Source organism: Variovorax sp. RTB1 (genome assembly GCF_035018765.1).
GTDB lineage: Bacteria > Pseudomonadota > Gammaproteobacteria > Burkholderiales > Burkholderiaceae_C > Variovorax.
On sequence record NZ_JASJXG010000004.1, the window covers coordinates 48642 to 71153 of the forward strand.

General features: G+C 63.6%; 17 protein-coding genes and 1 riboswitch. Of the genes, 11 read left to right on the forward strand and 6 right to left on the reverse strand.

What is annotated here, in order from left to right; all coding sequences use genetic code 11:
* Positions 1-66: 66 nt before the first annotated feature.
* The 3 genes from QN397_RS04105 to QN397_RS04115 all read left to right on the forward strand — a co-directional run bounded on the left by QN397_RS04105 (position 67) and on the right by QN397_RS04115 (position 9169).
* Positions 67-1743 carry an MFS transporter gene (locus QN397_RS04105; RefSeq protein WP_323495766.1) on the forward strand — a complete coding sequence of 559 codons (1677 nt, stop codon included), beginning with the start codon at positions 67-69 and terminating at the stop codon, positions 1741-1743.
* Between the two features lie 146 nt (positions 1744-1889).
* Positions 1890-7733, forward strand: a complete 5844-nt coding sequence (gene uvrA, locus QN397_RS04110) for an excinuclease ABC subunit UvrA (protein ID WP_323495765.1) — start codon at positions 1890-1892, stop codon at positions 7731-7733.
* Between the two features lie 362 nt (positions 7734-8095).
* Positions 8096-9169, forward strand: a complete 1074-nt coding sequence (locus QN397_RS04115) for a Fic family protein (RefSeq protein WP_323495764.1) — start codon at positions 8096-8098, stop codon at positions 9167-9169.
* Positions 9170-9246: 77 nt separating this feature from the next.
* On the opposite strand, the gene QN397_RS04120 is transcribed toward QN397_RS04115, so the two are convergent.
* From QN397_RS04120 to QN397_RS04135, 4 genes are all read right to left on the reverse strand, one after another.
* Positions 9247-10044: an HAD-IIB family hydrolase gene (locus tag QN397_RS04120; protein ID WP_323495763.1), complete on the reverse strand. Its 798-nt coding sequence runs from the start codon at positions 10042-10044 to the stop codon at positions 9247-9249.
* 17 nt (positions 10045-10061) lie between these two features.
* Positions 10062-11690 carry a peptide chain release factor 3 gene (locus QN397_RS04125; protein ID WP_323495762.1) on the reverse strand — a complete coding sequence of 543 codons (1629 nt, stop codon included), beginning with the start codon at positions 11688-11690 and terminating at the stop codon, positions 10062-10064.
* Between the two features lie 125 nt (positions 11691-11815).
* Entirely contained in the window at positions 11816-12286 is a 471-nt protein-coding gene (phaP, locus tag QN397_RS04130) for a TIGR01841 family phasin (protein ID WP_323495761.1), read from the reverse strand.
* Between the two features lie 130 nt (positions 12287-12416).
* A complete protein-coding gene (locus QN397_RS04135) occupies positions 12417-13100 on the reverse strand; it encodes a hypothetical protein (RefSeq protein WP_323495760.1) in 684 nt (227 codons plus the stop codon).
* A 101-nt stretch (positions 13101-13201) separates the two neighbouring features.
* A riboswitch (S-adenosyl-L-homocysteine riboswitch) is annotated at positions 13202-13270 on the forward strand.
* Between the two features lie 76 nt (positions 13271-13346).
* On the opposite strand from QN397_RS04135, the gene ahcY reads away from it, so the two are divergent.
* The 4 genes from ahcY to QN397_RS04155 are packed head-to-tail and all read left to right on the forward strand — an operon-like array spanning position 13347 to position 17183.
* Positions 13347-14801: an adenosylhomocysteinase gene (gene ahcY / locus QN397_RS04140; protein ID WP_323495759.1), complete on the forward strand. Its 1455-nt coding sequence runs from the start codon at positions 13347-13349 to the stop codon at positions 14799-14801.
* A gap of 6 nt (positions 14802-14807) precedes the next feature.
* The gene (locus QN397_RS04145) at positions 14808-15650 is read left to right on the forward strand and encodes a TlyA family RNA methyltransferase (RefSeq protein WP_323495758.1); all 843 of its coding nucleotides are present in this window, start codon (positions 14808-14810) and stop codon (positions 15648-15650) included.
* Positions 15628-16452 carry a methylenetetrahydrofolate reductase [NAD(P)H] gene (metF, locus tag QN397_RS04150; RefSeq protein WP_323495757.1) on the forward strand — a complete coding sequence of 275 codons (825 nt, stop codon included), beginning with the start codon at positions 15628-15630 and terminating at the stop codon, positions 16450-16452. The genes QN397_RS04145 and metF overlap by 23 nt, the downstream gene beginning before the upstream one ends.
* Complete coding sequence (locus tag QN397_RS04155; RefSeq protein ID WP_416352147.1) at positions 16449-17183, forward strand: septal ring lytic transglycosylase RlpA family protein; 735 nt, start codon at positions 16449-16451, stop codon at positions 17181-17183. The genes metF and QN397_RS04155 overlap by 4 nt, the downstream gene beginning before the upstream one ends.
* Positions 17184-17222: 39 nt before the next feature.
* On the opposite strand, the gene QN397_RS04160 is transcribed toward QN397_RS04155, so the two are convergent.
* A complete protein-coding gene (locus QN397_RS04160) occupies positions 17223-18119 on the reverse strand; it encodes a 23S rRNA (adenine(2030)-N(6))-methyltransferase RlmJ (RefSeq protein WP_323495756.1) in 897 nt (298 codons plus the stop codon).
* Positions 18120-18280: 161 nt separating this feature from the next.
* Here QN397_RS04160 and rplM point away from each other — a divergent pair, with 161 nt between their 5' ends.
* The 4 genes from rplM to mdtD all read left to right on the forward strand — a co-directional run bounded on the left by rplM (position 18281) and on the right by mdtD (position 21214).
* Positions 18281-18751 carry a 50S ribosomal protein L13 gene (gene rplM / locus QN397_RS04165; protein WP_187053138.1) on the forward strand — a complete coding sequence of 157 codons (471 nt, stop codon included), beginning with the start codon at positions 18281-18283 and terminating at the stop codon, positions 18749-18751.
* Positions 18748-19140, forward strand: a complete 393-nt coding sequence (gene rpsI / locus QN397_RS04170) for a 30S ribosomal protein S9 (protein WP_187053137.1) — start codon at positions 18748-18750, stop codon at positions 19138-19140. The genes rplM and rpsI overlap by 4 nt, the downstream gene beginning before the upstream one ends.
* 142 nt (positions 19141-19282) lie before the next feature.
* Positions 19283-19663, forward strand: a complete 381-nt coding sequence (gene erpA / locus QN397_RS04175; RefSeq protein WP_323495755.1) for an iron-sulfur cluster insertion protein ErpA — start codon at positions 19283-19285, stop codon at positions 19661-19663.
* Between the two features lie 72 nt (positions 19664-19735).
* Entirely contained in the window at positions 19736-21214 is a 1479-nt protein-coding gene (gene mdtD, locus QN397_RS04180; protein WP_323495754.1) for a multidrug transporter subunit MdtD, read from the forward strand.
* A 148-nt stretch (positions 21215-21362) separates the two neighbouring features.
* On the opposite strand, the gene QN397_RS04185 is transcribed toward mdtD, so the two are convergent.
* Positions 21363-22487, reverse strand: a complete 1125-nt coding sequence (locus QN397_RS04185; protein ID WP_323495821.1) for an anhydro-N-acetylmuramic acid kinase — start codon at positions 22485-22487, stop codon at positions 21363-21365.
* Positions 22488-22512: the final 25 nt, after the last annotated feature.

Here is a 22512-nt window from a genome sequence, read left to right on the forward strand (position 1 = left end):
CGCTTCAAGAATGCGGTGCGGTCTCGTGACGAGGCCGCATCCGAATTTCAAACAGGAGACGACGCAATGGCAGCCACACTGGATTCGAAGGGGGTTCCGCATCCGGCCCCCCGGCCCATGACTCCCGAGGAACGCAAGGTGATCTTCGCCTCGTCCCTTGGCACGGTGTTCGAGTGGTACGACTTTTATCTGTACGGAACATTGGCCGCCATCATCGGTCGCCAGTTCTTCTCGAATCTCGACCCCAACTCGCAAGTCATCTTCTCGCTGCTTGCCTTTGCAGCCGGTTTCCTGGTGCGTCCGTTCGGCGCCATCGTGTTCGGCCGGCTGGGCGACATGATCGGCCGCAAGTACACCTTCCTGATCACCATTTTGATCATGGGCCTGTCGACTTTCGTCGTCGGCCTGCTGCCCAGCTACGGCACCATCGGCGTTGCCGCGCCGATCATCCTGATCGCGCTTCGCATGCTGCAGGGCCTTGCGCTCGGCGGTGAGTACGGCGGTGCTGCGACGTATGTGGCCGAACACGCGCCGCACGGCAAGCGGGGTGCCTACACATCGTGGATTCAAACCACGGCCACGCTGGGACTGTTCCTGTCGCTGCTGGTCATCCTGGGCGTGCGTACCCTGCTCGGCGAGCCCGAATTCGCTGCCTGGGGCTGGCGCATTCCGTTCCTGGTGTCGGTGCTTCTGTTGGCGGTGTCGGTGTGGATTCGCCTGTCGCTGTCCGAATCGCCGGCGTTCCAGAAGATGAAGGCCGAGGGCAAGACCTCGAAGGCGCCTCTGTCGGAATCGTTCGGCGAATGGAAGAACCTGAAGATCGTCATCCTGGCGCTCGTCGGTCTGACCATGGGCCAGGCGGTCGTCTGGTACACCGGCCAGTTCTACACGCAGTTCTTTTTGACCGGCTCGCTGCAGGTCGACGGTGCGACGACCAACGTGCTGGTGGCACTGTCCCTCTTGATCGGCACGCCTTTCTTCCTGATCTTCGGTTCGTTGTCCGACCGGATCGGCCGCAAGCCCATCATCATGGCCGGCCTGCTGATCGCTGCGGTGACGTACTTCCCGATCTTCCGCATGCTGACCGAAGCGGCCAACCCGGATCTGGCGAAGGCGCAAGCCGCATCGAAGGTTGTCGTGACCGCGGACCCGAGCGAATGCTCGTTCCAGTTCAACCCGACCGGTACGGCCAAGTTCACCAGTTCGTGCGACATCGCCAAGCAGGTGCTGGCCACGCGCTCGGTGAGCTACGACACGGCTGAGGGCACCGGCACGGCCAAGATCTCGATCGGCGACAAGGTCATCGAGTCTTACGCCAGCAAGGGCCTGCCGGCCGACGAAGCCAAGAAGAAGGACGCCGACTTCAAGGCCGCCATCGGCGCTGCATTGAAGGAGCATGGCTACCCGACCAAGGCCGACCCCGAAAAGATGAACAAGCCGATGATCGTGCTGCTGCTCACCATCCTGGTGATCTACGTGACGATGGTTTACGGCCCGATCGCTGCCATGCTGGTGGAGATGTTCCCGACCCGCATCCGCTACACCTCGATGAGCCTGCCGTACCACATCGGCAACGGCTGGTTCGGCGGCCTGCTGCCGGCTACCGCGCTGGCCATCGTGGCGCAGACCGGCAACATGTACAACGGGCTCTGGTATCCCATCGTGATCGCGCTTGTGACGCTGGTCATCGGCGTGATCTTCGTCCGCGAGACGAAAGACGTCGACATTTACGCGAACGACTAACTCGTCGCAACCCAAAAAGCCCCGCGAGCCACAAGGCCGCGGGGCTTTTTTCATGGCGTGGCGGCTGACAGGGGTGCGCGCAAGACCCTGCCACGGCGCTGCCACGGCACGCTGCCCATAATGTTTGCCCCACCTCCAGGCAAGCAATGACACAGGGCTCCATTCGCATCCGCGGCGCACGCCAGCACAATCTCCAGAACATCGACATCGACATCCACACGGGTGAGATGACGGTGGTCACCGGCCCCAGCGGTTCGGGCAAGTCGAGCCTGGTGTTCGACACGCTCTATGCAGAAGGGCAGCGCCGCTACGTCGAGACCTTCTCTGCCTACGCGCGCCAGTTCCTCGACCGCATGGACAAGCCGGCGGTCGACAAGGTGGAGGGCGTGCCGCCCGCCATCGCCATCGACCAGACCAACCCGGTGCGGTCGTCGCGCTCGACGGTCGGCACCATGACCGAGCTGAACGATCACCTGAAGCTGCTCTACGCGCGCGCGTCGCAGTTGTTCGACCGCGAGACCTCGTTGCCGGTGCGGCACGATTCGCCCGACTCCATCTACACCGCGTTGGCCGTGCGCGCGGCCGCCGCTGGAGACCCGCGCGTGGTGCTGACGTTCCCGGTCGAACTGCCGGCGGCGACCAGTACCGAAGAAGTGACGCAATGGCTCTCGGCCAGCGGGTTCACCCGCGTGCAGGCCGAGCGTGAAGTGGCGACGCCGACCGGCCCGCGCAAGGTGCTCGACGTGGTGGCCGACCGCTTTCGCATCGCCGGTGCCGAACGGGCACGCGTGCTGGAAGCCATCGAGACTGCGCTCAAACGCGGTGCTGGGCGGCTGACGGTTTATGCATCGCTGCCCGCGCCCGTCCTCGCGGCAGAGGGCGTCGTCGACGGCGCTGTCGTTCCCGAGCCGGCGCAAGAGATCTGGAAGTTCTCCACCGGCCTGCATTGCCCCGAGAGCGACATTCGTTACACCGACCCGATCCCGTCGATGTTCTCGTTCAACTCTGCGGTGGGCGCCTGCGAAACCTGCCGCGGGTTCGGCCGAGTGATCGGCGTCGACCTCGGGCTGGTCATTCCGAACGACCGGCTGACGCTGCGCGCGGGTGCGATCAAGACTATCCAGACGCCCGCGTGGAAGGAGGCTCAGGACGATCTGATGCGCCACGCCGAAGCCGCCGGCATTCCGCGCGACACGCCGTGGAACAAACTGACCGACGAGCAGAAGCAATGGGTCATCGAAGGCTCGCCCAACTGGAAGGGCAAGTGGAACCAGCAGTGGTTCGGCGTCAAGCGTTTCTTCGCCTATCTGGAAAGCAAGGCCTACAAGATGCACATCCGCGTCTTGTTGTCGAAGTACCGCAGCTACACGCAATGCCCGACGTGCGCCGGCGCCCGGCTGAAGCTCGACAGCCTGTTGTGGCGCATCGGTAGCAAGGCCGATGCCGATGCCGAGCTGCCGCCCGAAAAGCGCTTCATGCCGAGGGGCGTGAAGTGGTCGCGCGCGCAGCTCGAGTCGCTGCCGGGGCTGTGCCTGCACGATCTGATGATGCTGTCGATCGAGCGGCTGCGGCGGTTTTTCGATGGGCAGCAGCCCTCGGCCGAACGCCCCCTCGCCAACCTTCCCCCAGAGGGTGAAGGAGCAAGCCACGGTGATGCCCAGGCCCTCAAACTCCTCTTCGAAGAAATCACCACCCGCCTGCGCTACCTGCACGACGTCGGCATCGGTTACCTCACGCTCGATCGACAGAGCCGCACGCTGAGCGGCGGCGAGGTGCAGCGCATCAACCTCACGACGGCGCTCGGCACCTCGCTGGTCAATACGCTGTTCGTGCTCGACGAGCCCAGCATCGGCCTGCACCCGCGCGACATGAACCGCATCACCGAAGCCATGCTGCGGCTGCGCGACGCGGGCAACACGCTGGTGGTGGTCGAGCACGATCCGGCCGTCATGCTCGCGGCCGATCGCGTGATCGACATGGGGCCCGGCCCTGGCATCCGCGGCGGGCAGATCGTGTTCGACGGCACCACCGACCAGCTGCGTGATGCCGACACGCTGACCGGCAACTACCTCGGCGGTCGCAAGAAGATCGGCATGGGCTTCAAGCGACTGGTGAGCGAGAACACGCACCGGCTCATCCTTGAAGGTGTGCGCGAGCACAACCTGCAGAGCATCACAGTCGAGCTGCCGTTGCAGCGGCTGGTGTGCATCACCGGCGTCAGCGGTTCGGGCAAATCGACGCTGGTGCAGGACGTGCTGGCGCCCGCGTTGATGCGGTACTTCGGCAAGACGACCGAATCGCCGGGGGCGTTCGACCGCATGCTCGGTGCGGACTACCTGAGCGACGCGGTCTTCGTCGATCAATCGCCCATCGGCAAGACCGCGCGCTCCAACCCTGCGAGCTATGTCGGCGCGTGGGATGCCATCCGCGAGATCTTCGCGACGGCGGCGTTGTCGCGCCAGCGTGGCTACACGGCCAGCAAGTTCAGCTCCAACTCAGGCGACGGGCGCTGCCCGACCTGCGGCGGCTCGGGCTTCGAGCACGTCGAGATGCAGTTCCTGTCGGACGTGTACCTGCGTTGCCCGGACTGCGATGGCAAGCGTTACCGACCCGAGATCCTTGAGGTGACCATCGAGCGCGGCGGCAAGAACTACAACGTCGCCGACGTGCTCGACCTGACCGTCGCCGAGGCGGCCACCGTGTTCGCAGTCGACCGCGAAGTGCTGCGCGTGCTGCAACCCATCATCGACGTGGGGCTCGACTACGTGAAGCTCGGCCAACCGGTGCCGACCTTGTCGGGCGGCGAAGCGCAGCGGCTCAAGCTCGCCGGCTTCCTGGCCGAAGCTGCCAAGAGCGCGACGTCGAGCAAGCAGGCGGTCGCGCGCAAGGGAACGCTGTTTTTGTTCGACGAGCCGACCACCGGCCTGCACTTCGACGACATCGCGCGGCTGATGCGAGCCTTGCGCAAGCTGCTCGACGCCGGCCATTCGCTGGTCGTGATCGAGCACAACCTGGACGTGATCCGCGCCAGCGACTGGTTGATCGACCTCGGCCCCGAAGGCGGCGAGGGCGGTGGGCAAGTGGTCGCGACCGGCACGCCCGAGGCCTTGCGCGAAGACCGCGCATCGCTCACCGGCGCAGCATTGGCCGACTATGAACTGGCGATCGGTCCCGACGCCTACAAGGTGGCCGAGCGCAATGCGCGCCGCTATTCGGGCAAGACGAAAGCCAAGGCGCCGGGCAGCAACGCGATCCAGATCGTGAATGCGCGCGAGCACAACCTGAAGAATCTTTCCGTCGACATTCCGCGCGGCAAGTTCAGCGTGGTCACCGGCGTCAGCGGCTCTGGCAAGTCAACGCTTGCTTTCGACATTCTCTTCAACGAAGGGCAGCGCCGTTACCTCGAATCGCTCAACGCGTATGCGCGCAGCATCGTGCAACCGGCCGGTCGGCCCGAGGTCGACGCGGTATATGGCATTCCACCCACGGTGGCGATCGAGCAGCGCCTGTCGCGTGGCGGCCGCAAGAGCACGGTCGGTACCACCACCGAGGTATGGCACTTTTTGCGGCTGCTGTACGTCAAGCTCGGTATCCAGCACTGCGTCAACGACGGTGCAGCCGTGCAGCCGCAAACGCCCGACAGCATCGCGGCGCAACTGCTCAAGAACTTTCGCGGCCAGCACATCGGCCTGCTCGCGCCGCTGGTGAGCAACCGCAAGGGCGTGTACACAGAACTGGCCGATTGGGCCCGGCCGCGCGGCTTCACGCACCTGCGTGTCGACGGTGGGTTCTTGCCGACGACCGGTTTCCCGCGGATCGACCGTTTCAAGGAGCACAGCATCGAACTGCCGGTGGCGAGTCTCGATGTGCTGCCGGAGAACGAAGCCGAGTTGCGCGACGCGCTGCGCCGCGCGCTGGAGCACGGCAAGGGCGTGGTGCATGTGTTGAGCGAACTCACCGGCCTGCGCGCCGCGATGATGGCCAACGCGCCGACCCATGGCATCGGCCACGTGCATGTGTTCTCTACGTTGCGGGCCTGCCCGATCTGCAGCACCAGCTACACCGAACTCGATCCGCGGCTCTTCTCGTACAACAGCAAGCACGGCTGGTGCCCCGATTGCGTCGGCACCGGTGTCAAGCTGAACAAGGACCAGCGCAAGGTGTTCGACGACTCGGTGCTCGGCGCCGACCAGAAGGGCCGCGAGCAAACCTTTGCGGAGCCGGAGGCCGAAGACGTCGGTGACGTGGCCTGCCCGACCTGCGAAGGCACACGTCTGAATGCGATCGCGCGCGCCGTGCTGTTCGGAGCCGCGCCCGACGCACCGGCCACAGGCGCCGTGAACCCGTTCGGCATCGGTGGGATCGGCATCACGCAACTCGCGCGCATGAGCGTGATCGAAGTGCGCGAGTGGTTCGAAACACTGCAGCTGGTGGGGCGCGAAGCGGAGATCGCGCGTGACCTGGTGCCGGAGATCAAGAGCCGCCTCGAGTTCCTCAAGGAAGTCGGACTCGGCTACCTCACGCTCGACCGTGGCGCGCCCACATTGAGCGGCGGCGAGGCACAGCGCATTCGCCTGGCGGCGCAACTTGGCAGCAACCTGCAGGGCGTCTGCTATGTACTCGATGAGCCGACCATCGGCCTGCATGCACGCGACAACCAGATCCTTCTCGACGCGCTGCACAAGCTCGGCGAAAAAGGCAACACGCTGGTGGTGGTCGAGCACGACGAAGACACCATCCGGCGCGCCGACCACATCATCGACATCGGCCCGAGCGCGGGCAAGCGCGGTGGGCGATTGGTTGCCGAGGGCTCGGTCGCCGACATCGAGGCCGCGGCTGATTCGCAGACTGGCCGCTATCTGCGCAATGCCATCAAGCATCCGCTGCAGGAGCGCCGTCCGGTGCCGGCGCCCGAAGTGGGTGCCCCCGGCTGGTTGACGGTGCGCGGTGCCAATCTGCACAACCTGCAGGAGGTGACGGCGTCGCTGCCGTTGCATCGATTGGTGGCGGTCACCGGCGTCAGCGGCTCGGGCAAGTCGACGCTGGCGCGCGACGTGCTGCTGGCCAACGTGTATGCGATCGTGGTGCAGCGAATGACCAAGGCCGGCCGCGATAACGATGCCGCAGGCAAGCGCGCCAGATGGGCCGGCTGCAGCGCGGTCGAGGGCTACGAAACCATCGACCGCGTGCTCGAAGTCGATCAGACGCCGATCGGCAAAACGCCGCGCAGCTGCCCTGCCACCTACATCGGTTTCTGGGACACCATCCGGAAGCTGTTCGCCGACACGCTGGAAGCCAAGGCCCGCGGCTACGGTCCGGCGCGCTTCAGCTTCAACACCGGCGAAGGCCGCTGCGCTGGATGCGACGGTGCTGGTGTGCGCACCATCGAGATGAGCTTTTTGCCCGACGTGAAGGTGCCGTGCGAGGTGTGTCACGGCGCCCGCTTCAATCCCGAGACGCTTGCGGTGAGCTGGCGCGGCAAGAGCATCGGCGAAGTGCTGCAGATGGAGGTCGACGATGCCGTCGAATTCTTCGCGGCCATGCCGAACATCAGCCATCCAATGCAGTTGCTGAAAGACGTGGGGCTCGGCTACCTGACGTTGGGCCAGCCGTCTCCGACGCTGAGCGGCGGCGAGGCGCAGCGCATCAAGCTGGTGACCGAGCTGAGCAAGGTGCGCGACGACATCACGCGGCGCGGTCAGAAGGCGCCGCACACGTTGTACGTGCTGGACGAGCCGACCGTCGGGCTGCACATGGCCGATGTCGAGAAGCTGATCCATGTGCTGCACCGGCTGGTGAACGGCGGGCATAGCGTGGTGGTGATCGAGCACGATCTGGATGTCGTCGCCGAGGCCGACTGGGTGATCGACCTTGGGCCTGAAGGTGGTAACGCTGGTGGTCGCGTCGTGGCGGCGGCACCGCCGGAAGAAGTGGTGCGTTTGGGCACGCACACCGGCGTGGCGCTGGCGCCTGTGCTGGCGCGGGCATAGGCGCGTTGGGTGGCGCTGCGCTGGAGGGGTTTGCGCCGGCGGCGTACCTGCCGCTGCGCATCAGGGTGCGCACGTCGCGGGCGGGACTTCCCGATTGCTGGCCGGAAGCTGGCTCGGTCCAATTTGGGCCCAGTCAAGGAGTCTCCCTCATGTCCTCGGCCCGGTACACCCAATTTGCGCAGGACACGATGGCGCGGGAGAAGGTCTTGATCGAGAAACTGGGGCTGGCGAAGGGGCAGTAGGGGGGGCGTTACGTGCATAACTTTAGCCGTTCTTTAAACACGTCGGCGCCAACGTGTATAGAAATTCAAGTTTTCTATGCATGTTGGAGATAACATGCAAGAAAACTTTAATCCAGTCTGATGCACAGCCTCCCGCCCCTTGAGCAGCTCGATGCCGGGCGTTTTGACACGCCGGCAATCCTGAAAAAGCTCGCCAGCGCGAGCCGGCAACTGGCCGAACTCAAAGGCATCGCGGCGGCGATCCCGAATCAAGATATTCTGATCAACACGCTGGGCCTGCAGGAAGCCAAAGCCAGTTCCGAGATCGAGAACATCATCACGACGCACGATGAACTGTTCAAGGACGATGTGCTGCCCGAGGCCTTTGCCAACCCGGCCGCCAAGGAAGTGCTGCGCTATCGCCAGGCGCTACGAATCGGCTTCGATCTGGTGCGCAGCAGCGGGTTGATCACCTCCAATCAGATCGTCGAGATCCAATCGGAACTGGAGCGCAACAACGCCGGTTTTCGCAAGCTGCCGGGCACGGCCCTGAGAGATGGCGCCGGCCGCACCGTCTACACGCCGCCGCAAGACCCGGCCGAGATCGTCGCGCTGATGCGTGGGTTGGAGCGCTTCATCAACGAGCCCGACTTGTTTGCTGTCGATCCCCTGATCAAGATGGCGCTGATCCATCATCAGTTCGAGAGCATTCACCCCTTCTACGACGGCAACGGCCGCACCGGGCGCATCGTCAACGTGCTCTACCTGGTCAAGGAGGGGCTGCTCGATAGCCCGGTGCTCTACCTGAGCAGCTACATCATGCGCAACAAGGCCGACTACTACCGCTTGTTGCAAACAGTGCGCACCGAAAACCGCTGGGAAGAATGGGTGCTTTACCTGCTGGAGGCGGTGCAACAGACGGCGGCGCAGACCATCGGGACCATCAACGCGATCAAGGCCGCATTGGCAGACTACAAGCAACGCATCCGCGCAGGCTACAAGTTCTACAGCCAGGATTTGATCAACAACCTGTTCATGCACCCGTATACCAAGATCGATTTCATCCAACGCGACTTGCAGCTGTCACGCCTGACCGCGACCAAGTACCTGGACGCACTGGCCGAGGGCGGGTTCGTGCAAAAGCAGAAGATCGGTCGCAGCAACTACTACGTCAATCTGGCGCTCACCGCGATCCTGCAGGGCGACGTTGCATGAACGCCAAAGCCGGGGTGCGCTCAACAAGCCCTGGCTTGGCCGATCCACTCGGCCCCATGCGTGGCCAAGTCCGAACCTCAGCGCACGACCCGACTCTCCAGCACCGCCCGCGCGACTTCGGCAAACCCCGCCCCACGTTCTCCCTGCGTGATGTAGCGCGGCAGGTGCGTCAGCTTGGGCACGAAGCGCTGCACATTGGCCACGCCGATGCTGTTCGCAAAGGCGTCAAACATCAGTTGGTCGTTGGTCGAATCGCCGACGTAGGCCCAGCGGCTTATCTCTGGGTCCAGCGCGCGGCCCCATAGCTCCCGCACGATCCAGCGCGCGCCGACCAGCTTGTTGTGGTTACCGTACCAGCCGTTGATGTGGATGCTGCTGACCGTCGCGTGCAGGCCTTCGCTGCGCATCAGCGCGACCACGGCGGCGATCTGCGTCTCGCTCAATCGCGTGAACTCGCTGTGGTCAATCGCGATGTCGGTCTCGCGGCCCGGTGAGTCGGTGGCGCGCTGCGCGCCGGGGATCTCGTGCTCGATGCGCGCCAGCACGCCTTGCATGCGCGTGAAGTTGACGGCGCGCGTGGCGACGTCTTGTTGGTGGCGCTTGCTCAACACGCCCGCGTGGTCGGCAATCAGCGCCACCGCACCGTTCTCGGCAACGATCGCATCGACCGGCCATGCAGCCGCGAAGGGCTCGCTCCAGCCGACCGGGCGACCGGTGATGGCGACGACCTGCAGGCTGGCGGCCTTCAGGTCGAGCAGCGCCTGCAAGGCGTCGGGCGTGATGGCGCCGTCGGTGGTGAGCGTGTCGTCGATGTCGGTCAAAACACCCAGCAGGCCGCGCCGGGCGTTCCACGACCATCGCGCCAACGGCAGCATGGCGGCCTGCGCCAGCTTCAGCCGGCGCTTTGCAGCGCCAGCCCGGCGTGCTCGCGCAACGGATGAAAGTGGACCTTGGGGAAGCGTTCCTGCGCGAGCCGCACGTCGTACGGCGACGTGCACAGGTACGCAAGCGTGTTGGCCGCGTCGAGCGCCATGCGTGCCGGGTAGGCGTTGACGAAGTCTTTAAGTTCCGCCGGCGTGTCGGCAGTGATCCAGCGGGCGCCGGTGTACTGGCAACCTTCGAGCCGTACGTCGACGTCGTACTCGCCCTTCAGCCGGTGCTGCACCACTTCGAACTGCAGCTGGCCGACAGCGCCGAGCAACATCGGCCCGCCGATCTCGGGGCGGAACACCTGGATCGCACCTTCTTCTCCGAGCTGCGCCAAGCCTTGTTGAAGCTGCTTGGTACGCAGCGGGTTCTTCAGGATCACCGTCATGAAGAGTTCGGGCGCAAAGAAGGGCAGGCCGGTGAACATCAGGTTGGCGCCATCGGTGATGGTGTCACCGAGCTGCACGCCGCCATGCGTGGTGAAGCCAACGATGTCGCCGGCATAGGCCTCTTCGACCGCCTCGCGGCGCTGGCTCATGAAGGTGACGACGCTGGTCGGCCGCAGTTCTTTCGACGTGCGCTGCACCTTCAGCTTCATGCCCGGCGTGTACTTGCCCGAGGCCATGCGCACGAAGGCGATGCGGTCTCGGTGCGATGGATCCATGTTGGCCTGGACTTTGAACACGACGCCGGCGAAGTCCTTGTCTTCCGGCTGCACTTCCTTCACCACAGGCTGGCGATTGACCAGCGTGGTGCTGGTGCGCGACTGCGGCGGCGGCGCCAGATCGACCAACGCATCGAGCACTTCCATCACGCCAAAATTGTTGACGCCAGAGCCGAAGAACACCGGCGTCTGCTTGCCCGCGAGAAAGGCTTCGCGATCCCACGTCGGCGAGGCACCGGCTGCCAGTTCCATGCTCTGCTCGGCAGATTCGAACTCGCTGCCGAAGCGCTTGATGAGCTCGGCGCGGTTGTCGAGGCGAATGGTTTCGAACTCCTGCGGCAGTCGCTCCTTGCCGGAGTCGAACACCGTCATGGTCTGGGTGCGCAGATTCATGATGCCGCCGAAGGATTTGCCCTGGCCGACCGGCCAGGTCATCGGCACGCAGGGCATGCCGAGCTCGCGTTCGATCTCGTCCATGATGTCAAGCGGCTCGCGCACTTCGCGGTCCATCTTGTTGACGAACGTGATGATGGGCGTGTCGCGCTGCCGGCAGACTTCGATCAGGCGGCGCGTCTGGGCTTCGACGCCGTTGGCCGCATCGATCACCATCAAAGCCGAGTCGACGGCGGTCAGCACGCGGTAGGTGTCTTCTGAAAAGTCCTTGTGGCCGGGCGTGTCGAGCAGGTTGATGACGTGGTCGCGGTACAGCATCTGCATGACCGATGAGGCCACCGAAATGCCGCGCTGCTTTTCGATCTCCATCCAGTCGGAGGTGGCGTGCCGCGTGGCCTTGCGCGCCTTGACCGAACCGGCAATCTGGATCGCACCTGAGAACAGCAAGAGCTTTTCAGTGAGCGTGGTCTTGCCGGCGTCTGGGTGGGAGATGATCGCGAAAGTGCGACGGCGACGGGTTTCGGAGGCGAAAGACAAAGTGGGCAATCTGCGGGGGGATTGCCCGATTTTACGGATGCGCTCCTGGCTTCTCCCGCACGGGGCTAGCGCGACGCCACAAAGCCGTAGTCATGCCGGTCGCGTCGAGCGCGCCGGCAGCCCTCTCACTTGCGCTGCAGCAGCTTGGTCACTTCGTCGACGTTGTCCTGCACCCGCTGGCGCACGACTTCGAAAGCGTCCTTCTGCGACTTGGCCGCCAGGTCGGCCAGCTCCTTGATGTCGTCGATGGCACGCTGGAACGACGCGCGACCCAGTTCGTCGAGCTTGGCAAGATTTTCTTTCGGGTCTTTGCCTGGGGCCGCCTTGGCTGCGGACTGCCATTCGGCAATCGCGCTCTTGATCATCTCGGTCTGACGCTGCACCACCGTCTGCAGGCCCTTGTACGACTTTTCGTTGGCCTGCATCACGGCCTGAAGGTCCTTGCGACCGCTGTCGAGCAGCTTGCTGCCGGCGCCGGTCAGGTTGACGCTCTGCAGACGCTCGGCCATGCCCTTGAGCATGTCGGCCGGGCTGGGGATTTTGGTGTTGCCCTGCGAAGCGGTGGGCTGGGCGGCAGCTTTCTTGGCGGTGGCCATGGGAGTCTCCTGAGGTTTGAGGAAGGCGGACGCCGCGCCTGTCGATGCGGAAATCCGTTGCCACGATACGCCGCAGCGGCGCGGCTGCGGCGGTTCTCTTCGCCAATTTACTTCCGGGATTTCCCTTGGATTACATCGGCGGCGTGAAGCCGTTGCGGCCGGCCAGCACGCGCAGTGCCGTCGGGGTGCCGTTGCGCTCTTGCGCGTTGATCAGCACTTTCGCGCCGGGGACCAGCAGGGCGTCGGTTACGGGCTTAAAGGTCACGACGGGCACGTTCGGCGGAACGATGAGCGTCTTTTCACCGCCCTTGTAGCTGAGCTTCAACTGCTGGCCGCCGCGCACGTTCTTCGGCGCCGCGGCGAGGTCGGCCACCGTCGCATTGGTCATGGTGCTCTGCGGCTGCAAGTCCCATGGGAAATGGCCTTCGCCGGTGCCACGCGCTGCTTCAGGGAACACCAGCACTTCGAGCGCTTTTTGCGTGCCGTCCGCCTGCGGCATCGCTGCCGTGCCGATGAAGCTCCCTTGCTTGATGTCGCTCAGCTGGATTCGGTAGACCTCGGAGATCGGCATGTCGGCGACCCGTGCCAGCGAAACGACTTCGCCGCCACGGTCTTTGACGATGACCTGCTTCTGGTCTGCGTAGACGACGGTGCCGCGAATGCGCACTGTCGGCGCCGCAGCAGGTGCCGCCGCCGGGCTTTGAGCGGCAGCTGTGACGGGAAGCGTCCCGAGAGCGAACAACGACGCCGAAGTCAGAAGGAGGGAGGCAAGCGGTGAAAGCGTGCGGAAGGAAGAGGTGGGGGGTTGGATCATCGCCAGAGCCTAATGCGACCTGAGAATTTCGGCTTGTCGGCGGTAACGCCGACCCTTCCGGGCGGTGACGCACGCAATCGGGCGTCTGCGCTAAAATCCGTCGTTCCGAGGAGCGTTGCAGCGCCATCAGGCGTGAGGCTCGGACCACATCGCAACCACGCTCAACCGCTGTTCTCGCGGTGAGTCGATCTACAGGTCTACCTTCCCGAGCGCGGCGGCAATTCTCAAACTTGCTTTGGAGTTCTCATGAGCGCTGTTCTCGAATCCGCATCCGCCGTCGCAATCCCTCTCAAATTGACCGATCAGGCCATCGCCGACATCACGCTGGCCGCTTGGGGCCGCAAGGAAATCCGCATCGCGGAGACCGAAATGCCGGGCCTGATGGCCATTCGCTCCGAGTTCGCGAAGTCGCACCCGCTCAAGGGCGCGCGCATCACCGGCTCGATCCACATGACGATTCAGACCGCGGTGCTGATCGAAACGCTGCAAGCCCTCGGTGCCGACGTCCGCTGGGCATCGTGCAACATCTTCTCGACGCAAGACCACGCAGCCGCTGCCATCGCAGCCGCCGGCACGCCGGTTTTCGCCGTCAAGGGCGAGACGCTGACCGACTACTGGGACTACACCCACGCCATCTTCGACTTCGGACCCAAGGGCTCTAAGGGCGAAGGCCCCAACATGATCCTGGACGACGGCGGCGACGCCACGTTGCTGATGCATCTGGGCCAGCGCGCTGAAAAAGACCTGGGCGTTCTCGCGAACCCGACCAGCGAAGAAGAGCGCATCCTGTACGCCGCGATCAAGGCCAAGATCGCTGTCGACAGTACCTGGTACACCCGCAAAGCCGCCGAGATCATCGGCGTGACCGAAGAAACGACCACGGGCGTTCATCGCCTGAACGAGATGTCGGCGAACGGCACGCTGCAGTTTCGCGCCATCAACGTGAACGATTCAGTCACCAAGAGCAAGTTCGACAACCTGTACGGCTGCCGTGAATCTCTGGTCGACGCCATCAAGCGCGCGACCGATGTGATGATCGCCGGCAAGGTGGCGGTCGTGGTGGGCTACGGCGACGTGGGCAAGGGCTCGGCACAAGCGCTGCGCGCCCTGTCGGCGCAGGTATGGGTCACCGAGGTCGATCCGATCAATGCGCTCCAGGCTGCAATGGAAGGCTACAAGGTTGTGACCATGGAATACGCTGCCGACAAGGCGGATATCTTCGTGTCGGCGACCGGCAACCTGTCCGTCATCACGCACGACCACATGGTCGCCATGAAAGACCAGGCCATCGTTTGCAACATCGGTCACTTCGACAACGAAATCGATGTCGTGTCGATCGAGAAGTACGAGTGGGAAGAGATCAAGCCGCAAGTCGACCACATCACCTTCCCGGACGGCAAGAAGATCATTTTGCTGGCCAAGGGTCGCCTGGTGAACCTGGGCTGCGGCACGGGCCACCCGAGCTTCGTGATGTCGTCGTCGTTCGCCAACCAGGTCATCGCGCAGATCGAGCTTTTCACCAAGCCCGACGCGTATGAAGCCGGCAAGGTCTACGTGCTGCCCAAGCACCTCGATGAGAAGGTCGCGCGCCTGCACCTGAAGAAGGTCGGCGCCATGCTGACCGAACTGACGCCAGCGCAAGCGGCCTACATCGGTGTCGATAAAAACGGCCCTTACAAGCCTGACACCTACCGCTATTGATAGCGCATGCGCGCTGATCAATTGTTGGTGGAGCGCGGCATGGCCGCGTCTCGATCGCAGGCCGTTCGCTTGATTGCGGGCGGTTTGCGCTGGCGCGATGCGGGCAGCAGCGACGCATGGCGTGACGTGGCCAAGAACCGCGACGACCTGCCTGAATCGGCCGAGCTCGACCTGGTCGACGGCGCCGAAGCGCGCTACGTTTCGCGCGGAGGACTCAAGCTCGAAGGGGCTTTGAAGACCGCAGGCATCGATGCGACGGGGCTGCAGTGCCTCGACATCGGCCAGTCGACCGGAGGCTTCACCGATTGCCTGCTGCAGCACGGTGCGGCGAAGGTGGTCGGCGTCGACGTCGGTCACGGCCAGTTGCACGCGAAGCTGCGCGAAGACGAGCGTGTGATCGCGGTCGAAAAGGTCAATGCGCGAGCGCTGACCGCGGTCGACCTGATCGCTTCGAGTGTCGACGCCGAGGACGACCCCGAGACGATGGAAATCGAATTCGAGCCGCGCTTCGACCTGATCGTGGGTGACCTCTCGTTCATTTCGCTGACGCTGGTGTTGCCGGCGGTGGTGCCTTTTCTAGCAGCCGATGGCCGCATGCTGATGCTGGTCAAGCCGCAGTTCGAACTGCAGCCGGGCCAGGTCGGCAAGGGCGGCATCGTGCGCGATGCGGCGATGTACCCGATCGTGGAGGCACGCTTGCGCGAAGCCTGCGCTGCGCTGGGACTGCGTGTTGTGCAGTGGTTCGACAGTCCGATCGTCGGCGGCGATGGCAACCATGAGTTTTTCATTCACGCCGTTCGCGCGGACGGCGCTCCAGGAGCCGGCGATGCGCCTTCCGCTCAGCTTTGAATTTTTTCCGCCGAAGACGGTCGAGGGCGCGACCAAGCTGCGTGCAGTCCGGCAGCAGCTCTACACGCGAAAGCCCGAATTCTGCTCGGTGACGTATGGCGCCGGAGGCTCGACGCACGACGGCACCTTCAACACGGTGCGTGAAATTCTGGGCGAGGGCGTGGATGCGGCGAGCCACTTTTCGTGCATCGGTTCGACCAAGGCAACCGTGCGCATGCAGTTGGCCGAACTCAAGGCGATGGGCGTCAAGCGGCTGGTCGCATTGCGCGGCGATTTGCCCAGCGGCTACGGCGTTGGCGGCGAGTTTTTGTACGCAAGCGATCTGGTCTCGTTCATTCGCGAAGAGACAGGTCGCGACTTTCATATCGAGGTCGCTTGCTACCCTGAAGTGCACCCGCAATCGCGCTCGCCCGAGGCCGACTTGCGGGCTTATGCGGCCAAGGTCGAAGCGGGCGCCGATTCGGCCATCACGCAGTATTTTTTCAGTGCCGAGGCCTACTTCCGCTTCGTGGATGAAGCCCGCAAGTTGAAGCTCGACGTGCCTGTCGTGCCGGGCGTCATGCCGATCACTAACTCGACCCAACTCATGCGTTTCTCGGACGCCTGTGGCGCTGAGATTCCTCGCTGGATTCGTCTTCGGCTGCAGGGTTTTGGCGACGATACGGCGTCGATCAAGGCGTTCGGACTCGATGTCGTCACCGACCTGTGCGTGCGACTGCGAGACGGCGGCGCACCTGCCCTTCATTTCTACACGATGAATCAGGCTGCTGCGACCTTGGGAGTTCTGGAGCGCATCGAGTGAATGTCGCGTGCCCGGCCGCCCGCCATGCGGGGTGGACCGGATCGCGTCGCGCGCTGCGAGGCGCGCTGGCCGGTTTGCTGTGTCTGCTTGCGGCCTGCGGCACACCGCCGCCCGATGCCAATGCGCCCAAACCTGACGCGTCAGCGGATTCATCGGGGCGCTTTCGGTTACGGCCGTTGCCACGCGAGCTTGCGGTGCCGGCCGGTGCCGCTCCACGTTCGCAAGTGCCATCGGTGCGCTACGAGCTCTCCATCTCAGGAACTGGCGAACTCTCGCCGGACGATGGCGTCCCCGGTGACGGAAGCCCTCGCGAAATCTTCGAGCGCGGTGGCGCTTCCTGGTACGGCATCCAGTTTCACCAGCGCAAGACTGCCAACGGAGAGCGCTTCGACATGACCGCATTCACGGCCGCTCACAAGACACTGCCATTCAACACGCGTGTCTGCGTGCGAAGCCTGGTGAATGGCAAGGAGGTGTTGGTGCGGATCAACGATCGGGGGCCCTATGCGCTGGGTCGCATCATCGATCTGAGCCGCGCTGCGGCAGATCAGATCGGGCTGACGTCAATGGGGATCAAGCAGGTTGCGTTGTCGGTGATCGATAAGAAAGACATGCGTTGCAGCGGCGCGGCCGTCGACTTCGCCGATGCGCCGATGGCGGGTGATTCTGCGGCGTCGCCTTCGAGCACGCGGAAGGTACCGGTCAAGCCATCGAATCGCAAACGCCGCTAGATATCGGCGTTGAATGAACGGTCGCAGAGGCGCCGAAACTCAGCCGCCGCTGTCGAGCGAAAACGCCGCATGGCGGTCTTGCGCCAGAAGCTCTACCAACTGAGGCAACGCCGCGGCCAATTGCGGTTTCAAGGTAAACGGCGGATTGATCAAAAACATGCCGCTGGCTGGCAGGCCGGGTCGCTTAGTCTCGCCAGTGGGCGTAGATGTCAGCTTGCTGGACTTTACGGTGAGCGTCGCGTGCAACCACGACTTACCGGCCTTGGTCGCCATCGTCTTGAGGCGGCGCGGCAAATCGTGCGCTTCAGGCCTCGGAATGATCGGATACCAGACGGCGTAGGTGCCGGTGGCGAATCGCTTGAGCGCTTCGGCCGCGAACTCGAGCACGCGGCCGTAGTCGCTTTTGATCTCGTAGCTTGGGTCCATCAGCACCAATGCGCGACGCGATGGTGGGGGCAAGAATTTGCTGGCGCTCAAGAAACCGTCTTCGCGCAGGACGGCAATCTGCCGACCTGCGTCGAGTTGCGCGATGTTGGCGTCGAGGGTTTTGGCATCGGTGGGATGCAACTCGTATAGTTTCAACCGGTCATGGTCCCGCAACAGATGCTGGATGATGAAAGGCGAGCCAGGATAGATCTTGGCGCCGCCTTTCGGGTTGAAGTCGGCGATGACGCCGAGGTAGCGGGCGATGGCGTCCGCGAGGGGCGCGCCGTCTTTCGGCTTGGCTGCCATCAGTCGCAACAGACCTTCCGCCGCCTCCCCGCTGGTGTCGGCGTAGTCGCCATCCAGACGGTACAAGCCGGCGCCGGCATGCGTGTCCACCACGGTCAGCGCCGCGTCTTTTTCGAGCAAATGAGTGAGCGTGGCGATCAACACCGTGTGCTTGAGCACGTCGGCGTGGTTGCCGGCGTGGAAGGCGTGGCGGTAACTGAACATGGGTCGATGGTACCCGCCAGCGCCGAATCTTTATATAATAGAAGGCTTCGCAGCGCTTTTGTGGCCCCGCGGCGAAGCGTGAACCCCACCTAAGAGATTCCCGTCAGAGGAACGCCGACCGTGGAAAAGGGCCCGCCAAACCCTCTTTTAAAGAGAATCTCATGACCAAAACTTTCAGCGCCAAACCCGCTGACGTGGTGCACGAGTGGTTTGTGGTTGACGCGACCGACAAGGTCCTCGGACGAGTAGCCAGCGAAGTTGCTCTCCGTTTGCGCGGCAAACACAAGGCCATTTACACGCCTCACGTCGATACCGGTGACTTCATCGTCATCATCAACGCAGCCCAGCTTCGTGTCACCGGTGCCAAGCCGATCGACAAGATCTACTACCGTCACTCGGGCTACCCGGGCGGTATTTCGGCTACCAACTTCCGCGACATGCAAGCCAAGCATCCCGGCCGCGCGCTGGAAAAGGCCGTCAAGGGCATGCTGCCCAAGGGGCCCCTCGGCTACGCCATGATCAAGAAGCTCAAGGTCTACGGTGGCGCAGAGCACCCGCATACCGCGCAACAGCCCAAAGTGCTGGAAATTGCAGGCTTGTCCACCAACGCCCAACGTGAGGCCGCCAAATGATCGGTGAATGGAACAATGGCACCGGCCGTCGCAAATCGAGCGTCGCCCGTGTGTTCATGAAAAAGGGTACCGGCAAGATCACGATCAATGGCAAGGACATTCAGGCCTACTTTGGTCGCGAAACATCCATCATGATCGCGAAGCAGCCGCTGTTCCTGACGAACAACGTCGAAGCTTTCGACATCATGATCAACGTGAATGGCGGCGGCGAATCGGGCCAGGCCGGCGCGGCGCGCCACGGCATCACCCGTGCGTTGATCGACTACGACGCGACGCTCAAGCCGGTGTTGAGCCAGGCTGGCTTCGTGACGCGCGATGCGCGCGAAGTCGAGCGGAAGAAGGTCGGCTTGCACTCTGCTCGCCGCCGGAAGCAATTCTCGAAGCGTTAATTCGCTTTTGGAGCTGCTGTTTGGGCTTACTGCCCTCGCAGTCAAAACGCCGCCTTCGGGCGGTTTTTTGTTTGTTGCAGTAGCATTGCCTTCATTGGCTGCACGTGCTCGCACGTTTGGCCGCACTTACAGGAGTACTCACATGAGCGCCGTTGCCGAAAATATCGTTTCTGAAATGCCTGTTCCGAATATGCCGGAACCGATTTTGTTTACTGACAGCGCCGCCGCGAAGGTGGCTGACTTGATCGCCGAAGAAGGCAACCCTGAACTCAAGCTGCGTGTCTTCGTGCAGGGTGGCGGATGTTCTGGTTTCTCGTATGGTTTTACGTTCGACGAGATCACCAACGAGGACGACACCACGATGACCAAGAACGGCGTCTCGCTGCTAATCGACGCCATGAGCTACCAGTATCTGGTGGGCGCTGAGATCGACTACAAGGAAGATTTGCAGGGCGCCCAGTTCGTCATCAAGAACCCGAACGCGACCAGCACTTGCGGCTGCGGCTCCAGCTTCTCAGCCTGAGATTTGCAGAAGTTCTTCGCGTTTGTTTGAACAGCCGCCTAAGGGCGGCTTTTTGTTGCCTGAGTTTTTGCGATGACGCTTCCTGTCGGATCTAATTCAACGCCCATTTCTCCGGTGCCCCCTTCGGCGCCAGCACCGGGCTATCGCAAAAGTCTGCTCTGGCTCGTCGCCATCGGCTTTTTCATGCAGACGCTTGACGCGACCATCATCAACACCGCATTGCCCGCCATGGCGGCGAGCCTGGGCGAAAGCCCGTTGCGGATGCAGTCGGTCGTGGTGGCCTATGCGCTCACGATGGCGATGCTGATCCCAGCCTCGGGCTGGATCGCCGACCGTTTTGGTACGCGCCGCGTCTTCTTCTCCGCCATCTTGTTGTTCGTGCTCGGGTCGGTGCTTTGCGCCGCATCGCATGGCATCGGTCAACTCGTCGCGTCACGGGTGCTGCAGGGGCTCGGAGGCGCCTTGCTGCTGCCGGTAGGACGGTTGTCGCTGCTGCGTACGGTGCCGCGCGCCGAGTTTTTGCAGGCGATGAGCTTCGTCGCGATTCCGGGGCTCATCGGACCGTTGCTCGGCCCAACGCTGGGCGGCTGGCTGGTGCAGTACGCGTCGTGGCACTGGATCTTCTTGATCAACGTACCCGTGGGTCTGGTCGGCTGCATTGCAACGCTCAGGCTCATGCCCGATCTGCGCGGCGCCGTACGGCATCGCTTCGACGGGGCAGGCTACGCGATGCTCGCCTTTGGCATGGTCGCGATTTCGCTGGCGCTCGACGGCGTCTCGGGTGCCGGCATGCGGCAAGTCGGCGTGCTGATGTTGTTGATCTTCGGTTTCGCCAGCATCGTCGCTTACTGGCTGCACGCTAGCCGGCGCGCCGATCCGCTCTTTGCGCCGTCGCTATTCAAGGTCCAGACACTTAGCATTGGCTTGATCGGCAATCTGTTTTCGCGCCTAGGCAGCGGCTGCATGCCCTTTCTGGTGCCGTTGCTGCTGCAGGTGTCGATGGGCTATTCGCCACTGCAGGCGGGGTTGATGATGTTGCCGATCGCGCTGGCAGGCATGGCGATGAAGCGCTTCACCACGCTGCTCATCACGCGCTATGGCTACCGAAAGGTGCTGGTCGTCAACACGGCGCTGGTCGGCGTGACGATGGCGTCCTTCGGGCTTGCCGCGCCGGGCCAGCCGATCGTGCTGAACATCTTGCAGCTCTTGGCTTTTGGTGCGGTCAATTCATTGCAGTTCACCGCCATGAACACGATCACCTTGAAAGATCTCGACGGTAGCATGGCGAGCACCGGTAACAGCCTGCTGTCGATGGTGCAGATGCTGGCCATGAGCCTCGGCGTGGCCGCTGCAAGCGCGGTGCTGGCGGGCTACACCGGCATCTTCGGTGGCACTGCGCCGATCACGTCGATCGAAACGCTGCATGCTTTTCAGGCGACGTTCGCTAGCATGGGATTGATCACGCTGGCATCGACGCTGATCTTTTGGCATCTGCCCGCGGAAGCCAGGGCCATTCGACCGGCACAGCCCGAGGTGTCCGGCCAAGGCTGAAGCGCCGACTGCTGCGACCAGCGGCCAGCGGCCAGCGACCAGCGACCAGCAACCAGCAACCAGCAACCAGCAACCAGCAACCAGCACAAGCTACCCGCCACGCCGCCCCTTGGGTCCACCAGCAAGTCCAGGCCAGGCAGGCCTCCAGTCAAGCAGGGTAGATGGCGCCCAGCACCCGCGCGCCCTTGGCGCCGGTCACGCTGGCAAGGTTGCCCGTCTCTCGGCGCACCGTACAACGGGCCAGCCACGCAAATGCTGCCGCTTCGACCTGTTGTGGTGGCAGTCCCCGTTCAGCCGACGACTTCAGCTCGACACCGGGGAGCAGTGCGCGCAACCGGGCGAGCAGGTGGTCGTTCAGCGCTCCGCCGCCGCACACGATCAAGGTCTTGCTGTCGGTGCCGTAGCGGATTACGCCCGCGGCACAGCAACTGGCAGTCAGCTCGGCAAGCGTTGCCTGCACATCCGCGGCATCAGCGCTGCTGGCGTGCTGCAACTGCGCGGCGAGCCAGGTGGGATTGAATCGGTCGCGCCCGGTGCTTTTCGGAGGCGCCTTGGCAAAGTAAGCATCGCGCAGCAGCCGCTCGAGCAAGTCGGGTAGCACTCGCCCGCTGGCAGCCCAAGCGCCGCCAGCGTCATATGGCTGGCCCAGGTGGGTTTGACACCAGTGGTCCAGCAGCGCATTGCCGGGGCCGCAATCGAAGCCGAGCACGGTGATCGCTTCGCCCGATGTGGCAGGCAGCAAACTGAGGTTGGAAATACCACCGAGATTCAGAACAGCAACGGCGTCGTTTTCTAGCGCGAACAGCGCGCGATGGAACGCTGGCACCAGCGGTGCGCCCTGACCGCCGGCTGCGACATCGCGGGTCCTGAATTCAGCAACGACGTCGATGCCGGTCAGTTCGGCGAGCAGCGCGGGGTTGTTGAGCTGAAGCGTGTAGCCAATATCGTCGAATTCGCCTGGCCGATGGCGCACCGTCTGGCCATGGGCCCCGATGGCGGCGATGGCTTCGGCACCTACGTTGGCCTGGTCGAGCAAATCCTGCGTGACCGCTGCGTACACCCGCGCCAGCGCGTTGCCCGCGAGCGCCGCACGATGCAGCTCGTTGACGCCATCGGGTGTGTTCAGCGCCAGCAATTCGGTGCGCAGTCCGACCGAGAAAGGCGCCGTGGCGTGCGCCTTGACCGTAATGCCGCCGGCCGAGAAATCGGCGATGACGCCGTCGACGCCGTCGAGTGAAGTTCCCGACATCAAGCCGATGAACAGGTTGGCCATCTGCAGATCGGCCATTTTGTTGTGT

Excerpts from the sequence above, each read along its gene's own strand:
- QN397_RS04105 (WP_323495766.1), top strand. The coding sequence starts at position 67 with ATGGCAGCCACACTGGATTCGAAGGGGGTTCCGCATCCGGCCCCCCGG.
- uvrA (WP_323495765.1), top strand. The coding sequence starts at position 1,890 with ATGACACAGGGCTCCATTCGCATCCGCGGCGCACGCCAGCACAATCTC.
- QN397_RS04115 (WP_323495764.1), top strand. The coding sequence starts at position 8,096 with ATGCACAGCCTCCCGCCCCTTGAGCAGCTCGATGCCGGGCGTTTTGAC.
- QN397_RS04120 (WP_323495763.1), bottom strand. The coding sequence starts at position 10,044 with ATGCTGCCGTTGGCGCGATGGTCGTGGAACGCCCGGCGCGGCCTGCTG.
- phaP (WP_323495761.1), bottom strand. The coding sequence starts at position 12,286 with ATGGCCACCGCCAAGAAAGCTGCCGCCCAGCCCACCGCTTCGCAGGGC.
- QN397_RS04135 (WP_323495760.1), bottom strand. The coding sequence starts at position 13,100 with ATGATCCAACCCCCCACCTCTTCCTTCCGCACGCTTTCACCGCTTGCC.
- ahcY (WP_323495759.1), top strand. The coding sequence starts at position 13,347 with ATGAGCGCTGTTCTCGAATCCGCATCCGCCGTCGCAATCCCTCTCAAA.
- QN397_RS04145 (WP_323495758.1), top strand. The coding sequence starts at position 14,808 with ATGCGCGCTGATCAATTGTTGGTGGAGCGCGGCATGGCCGCGTCTCGA.
- metF (WP_323495757.1), top strand. The coding sequence starts at position 15,628 with ATGCGCCTTCCGCTCAGCTTTGAATTTTTTCCGCCGAAGACGGTCGAG.
- QN397_RS04160 (WP_323495756.1), bottom strand. The coding sequence starts at position 18,119 with ATGTTCAGTTACCGCCACGCCTTCCACGCCGGCAACCACGCCGACGTG.
- rplM (WP_187053138.1), top strand. The coding sequence starts at position 18,281 with ATGACCAAAACTTTCAGCGCCAAACCCGCTGACGTGGTGCACGAGTGG.
- rpsI (WP_187053137.1), top strand. The coding sequence starts at position 18,748 with ATGATCGGTGAATGGAACAATGGCACCGGCCGTCGCAAATCGAGCGTC.
- erpA (WP_323495755.1), top strand. The coding sequence starts at position 19,283 with ATGAGCGCCGTTGCCGAAAATATCGTTTCTGAAATGCCTGTTCCGAAT.
- mdtD (WP_323495754.1), top strand. The coding sequence starts at position 19,736 with ATGACGCTTCCTGTCGGATCTAATTCAACGCCCATTTCTCCGGTGCCC.
- QN397_RS04185 (WP_323495821.1), bottom strand. The coding sequence starts at position 22,487 with ATGGCCAACCTGTTCATCGGCTTGATGTCGGGAACTTCACTCGACGGC.